At 32.2% G+C, this 11,595-nt stretch carries 6 protein-coding genes; 5 read left to right on the top strand and 1 reads right to left on the bottom strand.

The genetic code is table 11. From position 1 onward, the window contains the following. Window positions 1–210 precede the first annotated feature (210 nt). The 3 genes from argS (at window position 211) to P2W75_RS21325 (ending at window position 7,008) form a co-directional block, all read left to right on the top strand. Window positions 211–1,989 (top strand): arginine--tRNA ligase, encoded by a 1,779-nt coding sequence (gene argS, locus P2W75_RS21335; protein WP_207294769.1) that lies wholly within the window; start codon window positions 211–213, stop codon window positions 1,987–1,989. Between the two features lie 379 nt (window positions 1,990–2,368). Further along, complete coding sequence (locus P2W75_RS21330) at window positions 2,369–5,530, top strand: TonB-dependent receptor (protein WP_276382011.1); 3,162 nt, start codon at window positions 2,369–2,371, stop codon at window positions 5,528–5,530. 5 nt (window positions 5,531–5,535) lie between these two features. Then, window positions 5,536–7,008 (top strand): RagB/SusD family nutrient uptake outer membrane protein, encoded by a 1,473-nt coding sequence (locus tag P2W75_RS21325; RefSeq protein WP_276382010.1) that lies wholly within the window; start codon window positions 5,536–5,538, stop codon window positions 7,006–7,008. A 98-nt stretch (window positions 7,009–7,106) separates the two neighbouring features. On the opposite strand, the gene P2W75_RS21320 is transcribed toward P2W75_RS21325, so the two are convergent. Next, entirely contained in the window at window positions 7,107–8,009 is a 903-nt protein-coding gene (locus tag P2W75_RS21320; RefSeq protein ID WP_276382008.1) for a DUF6607 family protein, read from the bottom strand. Window positions 8,010–8,112: 103 nt separating this feature from the next. Between P2W75_RS21320 and P2W75_RS21315 the strand changes: the two genes are divergently transcribed. Both P2W75_RS21315 and P2W75_RS21310 read left to right on the top strand, forming a co-directional pair. Next, window positions 8,113–10,224, top strand: a complete 2,112-nt coding sequence (locus P2W75_RS21315; protein WP_276382006.1) for a TonB-dependent siderophore receptor — start codon at window positions 8,113–8,115, stop codon at window positions 10,222–10,224. A gap of 16 nt (window positions 10,225–10,240) precedes the next feature. Then, the gene (locus tag P2W75_RS21310) at window positions 10,241–11,323 is read left to right on the top strand and encodes an HmuY family protein (protein WP_276382004.1); all 1,083 of its coding nucleotides are present in this window, start codon (window positions 10,241–10,243) and stop codon (window positions 11,321–11,323) included. The last annotated feature ends 272 nt before the right edge of the window (window positions 11,324–11,595 follow it).

Genomic DNA, 11,595 nt, shown 5'->3' with positions numbered 1-11,595 from the left:
ATTATGTTACAAGAAAAAGAGAAAAAACTTTTTATTTTTTTGTGATCCCTTGTTTCATAAGGAATTATCATTTTGATTTTTTGATAATTTTAACAATTGAAACCGTTCCTTTTTTAAGAAATTATAATCTTTTTATGTGATTTTATATGTTTTTCATTTTCTCTAATTGACGAATAAGCAGTATCTTTGCTCACTTTAAAATAAGTTTACATGTCATTATCACAAATTCTTACACCTTCTATACAAAAAGCAATACAGGCATTATTTGATGTTTCAGTAGATAAAATCGAGTTTCAGACTACCAGAAAGGAGTTTGAAGGCGATATTACAATGGTGATTTTCCCTTTACTGAAAGTAATTAAAAGTAATCCTGCCGAATTAGGAAATAAAATAGGAACCTATCTGGTTGAAAATGTTTCTGACGTTGCGCGCTTTAATGTGGTATCAGGTTTCCTGAATATTGTAATTTCTGATAGTTATTACCTGAACTTTTTTAATGATATAAAAGACAATCATAAATTTGGTTATGTTTCTCCAGATCCCGCCGATAAAGCTGTTATGGTAGAATACTCATCGCCAAATACAAATAAACCGCTTCACTTAGGACACGTTCGTAACAATTTGTTAGGATATTCTGTTGCGGAAATATTAAAAGCTTCTGGTAAAAAAGTATACAAAACTCAAATCATTAACGACCGCGGAATCCATATCTGTAAGTCAATGCTCGCTTGGGAAAAATTTGGAAATGGTGAAACGCCGCAGACATCAAATTTAAAAGGAGATAAATTAGTCGGTAAATATTATGTGGAGTTTGATAAAGCTTACAAAACAGAAATAAACCAATTAATTGAAACGGGTAAAACCGAAGAAGAAGCTAAAAAACAAGCGCCCATTATTATTGAAGCACAAGAAATGCTGAAAAAATGGGAAGCTGGTGATGAAGCTGTGATTGCACTTTGGAAAAAAATGAACCAATGGGTATATGATGGTTTTGCTACAACTTACACGAATCTTGGAGTTGATTTTGATAAATATTACTACGAAAGTAATACTTACTTATTAGGAAAAGATGTTGTTCAGGTTGGTCTGGATAAAGGTGTTTTCGAAAAAGATCCTGACGGTTCAGTTTGGATTGATTTAACCGATGAAGGTCTTGATCGTAAAATCGTTCTTCGTTCTGATGGTACAGCGGTTTATATGACACAAGATATTGGAACAGCAATTCAGCGTGTGAAAGATATGCCAGATGTTGGAGGAATGGTATATACAGTAGGTAACGAACAAGATTATCACTTTAAAGTATTATTCCTAATCTTGCAAAAACTAGGTTTTGACTGGGCTTCAAGCCTATATCATTTATCATACGGAATGGTTGATTTACCTTCGGGTAAAATGAAAAGCCGTGAAGGAACAGTTGTCGATGCCGATGATTTGATGCAGGACATGACCGATACAGCCAAACAAATCTCAGAAGATTTAGGAAAACTAGACAGTTATTCTGATGATGAAAAGGCAAAATTGTACAAAACGATTGGTCTTGGAGCATTGAAATATTATATCTTAAAAGTAGATCCTAAAAAACGTATCTTGTTTAATCCAGAAGAATCTGTTGATTTTGCTGGAAATACAGGACCATTTATTCAATATACATATGCTAGGATTCAGTCGATTATTCGTAAAGCCGATTTTGATTTTTCAGCGAAAACAAATATTGAAGAACTTCATGAAAAGGAAAAAGAATTGGTAAAACAAATCGAACTTTTCCCTGAAGTAATTCAAAATGCAGCGCAAAATCACAGTCCAGCATTAATTGCTAATTATACGTACGATTTAGTAAAAGAATATAATTCTTTTTATCAATCGGTTCATATTTTAGGTGAAGTCGATTTGACAAAAAAGATTTTCAGAGTACAGCTTTCACAAAAAGTTGCCGAAGTGATTAAGTCAGCTTTCAGTCTATTAGGAATTGAAGTTCCAGAGAGAATGTAAGAATTAAATAAATTCATAATTAAAAGCCAGTAGTTTATAATTACTGGCTTTTTTTATTGTTTTTTTGACTTATTGGGGATGTTTTGTGATTGAGTTCTGTAATATTTTTGTAGGAGAAATTTAAAGGGCACTGTCTCGTTTAAAATACAATACTTGTGTAGTTCATTTTTAACTATTTTGAATTAGTAAGCTAATGGTAATCATGACTATAAATAAGAAGCCATCTTTATAGATGGCTTTTTTATTCTTCTTCTTATTTTTATCCTATTATATTTTTGTAGTATAATATTTATATTAATTAGTGTTAAAAATAAATATATTCTTGTTAAAATTATTTTAATTTTTTAAGTTCGCCCACTCTAATTAAAAAAACAAAATAATGAAACAAAAATTAAAAGGACTTATCATGCTCTTTTTTATCTTGGTTTTGCAATCCAGTATTGCCCAAGAGAAAAAAATTACAGGAGTGGTTTCGGATGCTAATGGACCAATTCCCGGAGTAAACGTAAATGTAAAAGGAACGAAAACTGGGGTACAATCAGATTTTGATGGAAAGTATGTAATAAATGCTAAGACAGGGGATGTTTTGATTTTTTCTTACATGGGATTCAAAGATATTAACTTAACGGTTGGAACTGGTTCTGTACTTAATGTTAAAATGCAAGAAGATGGAAAGGAATTAGATGAAGTTGTGGTTGTAGCTTATGGAACAGCAAAAAAAGCTTCATATACTGGTTCTGCATCTCAAGTTAAATCTGAACAATTAGAAAATAGACCTTTAACCAATGCTTTGTCATCTTTAGAAGGGGCAACATCAGGAGTTCAGATTCAAAGTTCAGCAGGTCAGCCAGGAGCTGCTCCAGAAATTAGAATACGAGGTTTTAGTTCAATCAATGGATCTAATACACCTTTATACATTGTAGATGGAGTGCCATATGCAGGAGACATCAGCAATTTAAATTCAAGCGATATTGAAAGTTTGACCGTCTTAAAAGATGCATCTTCCACTTCTTTATATGGATCAAAAGCGGCAAATGGAGTGGTTATTATTACAACAAAATCAGGAAAATCATCGAAAGATAAATTTTCTTTAAATGTTAGTACTGGTATGACTTCACGTTCTATTAAAGACTATAAGAGAGTAAATGCTTTCGACTACTACTCTTTAGAATGGGAAGCGATTAGAAATAGCCGTCCAATGGGAACACAGGCACAAGTTGATGCAGCTAATGCATATGCATCTTCAAGAGTACCAGTTGTTTTGGTTACTAATCCATTTAATGTGCCAAACAACAGTATTGTTGGGACTGATGGAAAATTGAATCCAGATGCAAAATTATTATATCCACAAGATCTTGATTGGGCTAAATATTTGGAAAGAGCCGGAGTTCGTAAAAATGTAGATTTTTCATATCAGGGAAAATCAGATAAATCCAATTATTTTGCTTCTCTTGGTTATTTAAATGAAGAAGGATACATTCAAAAATCTGGTTTTGAAAGAACAACAGGTAGATTGAATTTAAATACAAGTTTAAAAGATTGGTTTAGAACTGGTGTAAACATGTCAGGAGCTTTAACTAATTCAAAGCTAGGAACAGATGGAGTAGAAAATACAAGTTCGTTTAAAAATCCATTTAGAACGATTAGAACAATGGGGCCAATTTATCCTGTTTTTGATCATAATGATGATGGATCTTATGTGTTAGATGATAATGGTAATAAAGTATATTCGACGATTCGCGGATCTGGTGCTTCTAACGGAAGAAACGTAGTGTACGAAACTTTAAATGATACCGATGTTGTAAAAGGGCTAGCACTTTCAGCAAGAGCATTTTTTGAAATTACTTTTTTAAAAGATTTCAAGTTTACTACAAATGCTTCTATTGATAAAACATATTCTAATAGAACATATTCGTATAATACATTAATTGGAGATGGTGCACCAACAGGTCTTATGGCAAAAGAAGATAAAATTCTAACAGGTGTTACATATAATCAGTTACTGAATTATTCAAAAAAAATTGGGAATCATTCATTTAACGCACTGCTTGGACATGAAAGCTTCGATTATGAAAGAAATTGGACAAGCAGCAGTAAAACTGGACAGGTTGCTCCTAGTATAATTGAATTTGTTAATTATGCGACTACTACTGGATTAACTTCTTTTACACGAAATTATGCCACTGAATCCTATTTCTCAAGAGCAGGATATGACTATATGGAAAAATATATTTTTTCAGCATCATTACGCAGAGATGGATCTTCAAAGTTTGCAGAAAAATGGGGTAACTTTTGGTCTTTAGGAGGAGCTTGGGTAATTTCTAAAGAAAAGTTTCTTCATAATACTTCATGGATTGACGACCTAAAATTAAGAGCGTCGATAGGACAAGTTGGTAATGATTCACACATAATAAGTGATACAAATGATGCTGGTTCGAAAATTAATGGGTTGAATTATTATGTTAGTCAGCCAACTTATAGTTTAGGTTACGATAACGGAAGTGAAGGAGGTATTTTAATTTATGCTGCTGCTGCTCCTAATTTGAAATGGGAAGTTAATACTCAGAAAGATATTGCTTTAGAATTTGGATTGTTTAAGAATAGATTGAAAGGAAGTGTTGAGTATTATAATAGAAATACTGATGGTTTGATTTTTTCAGTTCCTAACCCATTATCATCTGGTTTAGACAATAGAATGGAGAATATTGGTTCTATGGTAAATAAAGGAATTGAAATTGCATTAGATGGTACAATTCTTAAAGCAAAAGATTTTTCTTGGAATCTAAATATTAATGCTTCTACAATTAATAATAAAATTACAAAACTCCCACAGGGCGAAATTATAAATGGAACCAAAAAACTTTCAGTGGGTCATTCTATTTATGATTATTGGTTAAGAGATTGGTATGGAGTAGATCCTGCAGATGGATATGCTCTATATGTAGCTGATCCGAAATTTGTGAATACAGGAGATACTACTTTACGAGTTGTAAATGGGGTTAATGTAACTACCGATCAAAATAAAGCTTTGTACCATTATGCAGGATCAGCAATACCTGATTTGTTTGGAAGCTTTGGAAATACAATTAAATATAAAGGACTTCGATTAGATATTATTTGTACTTATCAAATTGGTGGACAAATGTATGATACGAACTATGCTTCATTAATGCATACAGGAAATAATTATGGATCGGCATTAAGTACAGACATTTTTAGAAGATGGCAAAAACCTGGAGATATTACTGATGTACCACGATTAGACATTAATAGAAATACTCAAGCATCTTCTGCTTCAGATAGATGGTTAACTGGTTCAGACTATTTATCTCTTAGACAAATTAATTTATCTTATAAAATGCCTTCTGAATTCTTGTCAAAAATGGAAATAGATAATGCATCAGTTTATGTAAATGGTGAGAACTTACTATTATTTACAAAACGTCAAGGAATGGATCCTACACAAACTTTTAATGGAACTACTCAAAATAGATATATTCCATCAAGAGTAATAACGCTGGGAGTTAATTTAAACTTTTAAGAAAAATGAAATCAACTTATATTAAAATAGTATTTTTTATACTGACAGTAACTGTTTTTAATTCTTGTTCAGATGATTTTTTAGACAAGAAGCCTACAGAATTTGTCGATAATGAAGGCGCTACCAAAACAACTGAAAATTTAATGATGTTGCTGAATGGAATTCACAGATCACTGTATATTTCTTATGAAGATCAAAGTCAGGCTGGATTAGGAGGCTTAATGCAGCAAACAGATATTGTTGGTGATGATGTTGTTTTTCCAATTACAAATGGATGGTTTTTGCAAATGTATAATTGGAGTTCAGTAAATAATGAAAATTCAGTAGACCTGCGTTTTCCGTATCGAACTTATTATAGAATAATAAGAAATGCAAACACTATTATTAATGCTGCCGATGCTGCCATTGGCTCAACTTCAGATAAAAATATTGTTAAAGGTCAGGCATTATTGTATCGTGCATTTTGTCATTTTCAATTAGTACAACTATTTGGAAAAAGATACGTAAATGGAGTAACTAATAGTCAATTAGGAGTTCCGATAATTTTGACTGTCGGAAATGATAATTTTCCAAGATCAACAGTAGAAGAGGTATATACTCAAATTAATAAGGATCTAGATGAAGCGAATGTTTTGTTGCAAGGATATTTAAAACCAAATAATTCTTATCTAGATTTAAAGGTGGCGCAAGGCTTAAAGGCCAGAGTTGCTTTGACGCAAGGTAATTGGAGTGTTGCAGCTGAATACGCTAATAAAGCACGAAGTGGAAAGACGTTAATGTCAACTGCGGAATATGTAACTGGTTTTAATGATTATAATAACAAAGAATGGATGTGGGGAAGTCACATTAATGAAGTTCAAACTCAATATTTTGGAAATTTTGGAGCTTATATGTCTAGAAATTTCAGCTCAACGGTAATACGTTCTTGCCCAAAAGCTATTAATAGTAAGCTCTATGACATGATTCCTTCTACTGACATTAGATCTGCAATATTTGATAAGACTGGAAAACATACAGCACTTGCTCTTCCGTCAAATTTTGCAAAATTTCCTTATACCAGCCAAAAATTCTTATCAATAAGTACTGGAGATAGCAGATGTGATGTGCCTTATATGCGTGCTGCTGAAATGTTTCTTATAGAAGCTGAGGCAAAAGCCAGAATGGGAAGTGCAGATGCCGCAAATGTATTGTATGAATTTGAGATAACAAGAAACCCGTCTTATACTTTGTCTACTAATACTGGACAAGCTTTAGTTGACGAAATTTTAATACAGAGAAGAATAGAGTTGTGGGGTGAAGGATTTAGATTTTTTGATTTGAAACGTACAAATTCTCCATTAGATAGAACTGGTGCAAATCATGATTCAGGGATAGTAAATGGTGTGTTGAATGTTGACCCTACAGATAAAAGATGGCAGTGGCTAATTCCTAAAGATGAAATTAATGCCAATCCCTTAATTAAACAAAATGAATTTTAATTAATAATAAATCAGTTTAGAATAATTAGACATTTTTTCTAAATCAAAAGGCCGGTAATCTAAGATTACCGGCCTTTTTCAATTAAAACAATATTTTGTTATTTTACAAACTTGTCAATAATAGCATCTGATTCAGCTTTTGTAGCAGTTGGTTTTAAATCAAACAAAAGAGAATAAAGTGCTTTTCTGTCAACTTTAGCTTCTAAATTAAGATCTTTATGTCTGTCGAAAAGAGTCTGCCATTTATCACGAACGTTTTTCCAAAGCGCATTATTTTCTTTCCACCATTTTTGAGCTGCGATACATTTAATATCCGGCACCTTAGTATAAACATCAAAACCTTTTTCTTGCGCTAAAAGAACATCTTTCCCAGCATCATCGCGAACTAATTTGTCATTATCCTGCTCATGATTCCATCCTGTAGCAGTAATTTCGTGGATGTTTCTTCTTTTTAAAACATTATAATCGTTACGTTTTGTCTGCTCTCTTCTAGGAAGCGGCGCATCTGCAACATTTGCCCAATAATCCTGCCCGTCAACATGAACCCAAGTAGAAGAACCTTCATATCTGGGACTATCATCAACTTGATATACCTTTTGAGTCCACTGACCTTTCACAGCTTTTTTATCTAACTTTTTATATTTCCAAGAATTTCCTTTATGAAACGCATATAAGTCTGTGTTTTCATATAACCAGTCTTGTCTCCAGTGTTTGATAATCATATCATCGCTTACGATTAATAAGTGCTGCATAACGATTTTATTTGGAGTATCTTCTAACAATTCAACCCATTCCAAAGCAGATTCATGTTTGGTTTCGGATGGTTTATAAGTAAGAGAGTCTTTAGGATATGAAAATGTTTCTGTGAAATTGAACTTTACTTCATAACAACCACACATTGATTTAATAGATTTTATGTCTTGTTGTTTCTTGTCCTGACTGAATCCAAGACTACAAGTAAAAGCCATAGCGGCTGAAAAAAAGAGGCTTTTTGAAATCATAACTTACTGTTTTGTTTTTAAATTTTGGCAAATATATAAATTTATTTAGAATAATTAAAAATAGTTATATATTTGCAAAGATTATTAAGATTGAATAAAAATAATGAAATTTAAAATTACTCTTTTTGCAGTTGTGCTTTTTTATCAGATTTCTTTTTCGCAGCAAAAAGATACTATTAAATCACACGAAAAACTCTCAGAAGTCGTGGTTACAGGACAGTTTGAGCCACAATCTATAAAAAAATCTGTTTTTAATGTTCGTGTTATATCTAATAAGGATATACAAAATTTAGCAGCGAATAATTTATCTGATGTTTTGAATCAATATTTAAATATTACAGTTAGACCCAGTAGTACAAGCGGTCGGTCAACAGTTTCCTTATTTGGGTTAGATGCACAGTATTTTAAAATTTTGGTTGATAATGTTCCTTTAGTTAATGAAGGAGGCGTTGGGAATAATACCGATTTATCTCAAATTAACCTTAATGATGTTGATCATATAGAGATCGTTGAAGGTTCTATGGGAGTAGCCTACGGGGCGAATGCTGTGAGTGGAGTTTTGAACATTATCACCAAAAAATCTTCAAAATACAAGTGGAATATTACTGCATCTGTTCAGGAAGAAACTGTAGGTGATGAATATTCTTTGTTTGAAAAAGGACGCCACATTCAATCTTTGAGAGTAGCACATGCCTTCAATAAAAACTGGTTTGTAAGTGGTGGAATCAATCGAAATGATTTTCAAGGATATTTAGGTGATAGAAATGGAAAAAGTTATGCTGAGAATGATCAAACGCGGGGTTACACCTGGCTTCCAAAAGAACAATTAAACGGGAATGCTTTAATATCTTATCATAAAGATAGATTTCGTTTTTTTTACAAATTCGAGTTTTTAGATGAAAATGTTGATTATTACAACAGCACAGTTCAGTCTAATTTTAATTCTACATTAGGAACTTATCGTTATAGTGATGATATGAGGTATTTTACCAACAGATATTTTCATAATTTAAATGTTACCGGTGGATTGTTTTCACAATTGAATTATAATGTTTCTGTCTCACATCAGAAACAGCAGCGCGAAATAGAAAATTTCAGATATTATTTATTTACAAAAAATGAAGACCTAAATAGTACTGAAAAAGATCAGTCAATGGAGGTTCTTTCTTCAACAGGAACTTTAAATAACTTTTTTTCTGATAAAACAGTTGATTTGCAAATTGGATATGATTTTGTAAACAATCAAGGTTTTGCTCTTGTTCAGGAAGCTAATAATAAAGTTGTACCTATTCGCAAAAGACTAGAAAATTATGATTTTTTCGTCTCTTCAGAGATTATGGCAACTGATCGATTTTCTATAAAACCTGGATTACGTTTTTCAGTACAATCTAAATTTAAAAACCAATATGCTTCTTCTATAGGTTTAAGATATTTATTTGATAAGGGACTGGAACTTCGTGGCTCTTATGGAAATGGTTTTAGAACTCCAAATTTTGATGAGCTTTATACAAAACAAATTTTTGACGGACATTTCTTTACTGGAAACGAAAATCTTATTCCTGAAACCAGTACTTCTTACGAAGCAAGCATTAAAAAATTCATGACATTTTCTTCAGGCTGGCAATGGTCAGGCACTCTGGCAGGAAGTTTCTTAAATGTGGATGATAGAATTGATATGGCATTTATACGTAAAAATCCAGATACAGGAACTCCCGAATATCAATATATTAATGTTAGTAAATACCAAATGTGGAATTTTTCTACAATGAACCAAATTGTCAAAGATAATTTTACTGTTAATCTTGGTGCAGCGTTAATAGGAATTTCACAATTGATCAATAATAATCAATTTACTTCAAACGATCAATTTCTTTACTCATTTAATCTGAATGCAAGTCTTTCCTATAATATTACAAAATGGAAAACCATTATTTCGGGGTATTACAAATACAATGGGAAAAGCAGACAATTTATTGAATCTGGTTCTGAATATGTTTTGTCTGAAATTGATCCTAGTAACTGGCTTGATGCTTCAATTAGAAAAAATTTCTTCAAAGATCATTTTGAAGCAACGATCGGAGCACGAAATATTCTTAATGTAACTAATGTGAACCAAACGAGAACAACTGAAGGAGCGCATGCATCTGGATCAAATTTAATGCTCGCATACGGACGTTCATATTTCCTAAAATTAGCTTATAACCTTAATCTTTAATATAAACTAAAATACAATGAAAAAATTATTATTACTATCATTCGCATTCTTATCTCTTACAGCTTGTTCAAGCGATGATGATACGCCAGAAGTTGAAGTTCCTACGGTTGGAGCTATTTTACAGCCAGCTGTAGGTGGACCAAATGAGCCTAATCAGGTTTATCTTGATTTAAGCACAGAAGAATCTAAATCAGTTAACAGAGCTGCTTGGGATTTTGGATTTTCAAGCGGTACAGATTTTAGAGTTGTAATAAACGGATCCCTAAAAATGGCCGTAAAAAAATTAGAAACTTCAGATATTACCTTAACGCAGACAATTAATACAGATGTCACTGTTGGAGCTGGTACAACTGCTGCATCAAATGGTTATGTTGACAATCCAACAGGAGTTTTAGCTGGCGCTGGTGCAGGAATTGGAACTGCAATCGCTGAAATTTCTGCAAATGATGCCGATAACAAAGTTTACTTAGTGAATTTAGGATATGCTGTTGGTACAGCAGTGCCAAGTGTAGGTTCTGTAACGGTTGATGGTGATCCAAGAGGATGGAAAAAAGTTAGAATTTTAAGAAACGGTGCTGGATATAAAATTCAATATGCTGATTTAGCTTCTGCAACTTTTACTGAGAAAACAATTACTAAAGATGCTGCTTACAACTTTACATTCTTTAGCTTAACAACTGGAAATACAGTTTCTGTTGAGCCTTTAAAAGACAAATGGGATTTAAATTTCACTGTTTTTACTAATTACTTAAATGCGGGTACTGAGGTAACTTACGGATACTCAGATTTTATCGTAACAAACATGAAAGGTGGTACTAAAGCATATCAAGTTTTAGTAGCTGGAGATGTTACTTACGCGGCGTTTACGAAAGCAAATGTGGTAGAGGCTAACTTTACGGCTTCTGCAACTGATCAAAGAATCATTGGTGCAAACTGGAGAAGCGGTGGTGGACCATCGACATTACCAAGTATTAGAACAGATCGTTTTTATGTTGTTAAAGATGTAGCTGGAAACTATTATAAAGTTAAATTCCTAGCAATGTCCAATGAGGCAGGAGTTAGAGGATATGTTAGTCTAGAATATGCCCTGTTAAAATAACATTTTGACAACTTTGGATAATTTGTATTATTCAGAGTTGTTTTAAAAAACAACATCAAAAAATTAGTTAATCATTAGCTTTGTTTTTTTTTATTTTTTTTTGATTTAGAGGTTAGATTTTTCTAGCCTCTTTTTTTGTTTTTCTTTATTGTTAAAATGAATTAAAAATGAACGATTTAATTTTATCTTTGCGCATCATTTTAAAAAACAGAATTAACAGGAATTTTAAATGGTTTAATTTTTGTTACTCTATCCGTTAAAAATTATAATTA

It is taken from the genome of Flavobacterium sp. H4147 (assembly GCF_029360735.1).
In the GTDB taxonomy this organism is placed as follows: domain Bacteria; phylum Bacteroidota; class Bacteroidia; order Flavobacteriales; family Flavobacteriaceae; genus Flavobacterium; species Flavobacterium endoglycinae.
This window is presented reverse-complemented; position numbering and strand designations above follow the sequence as displayed.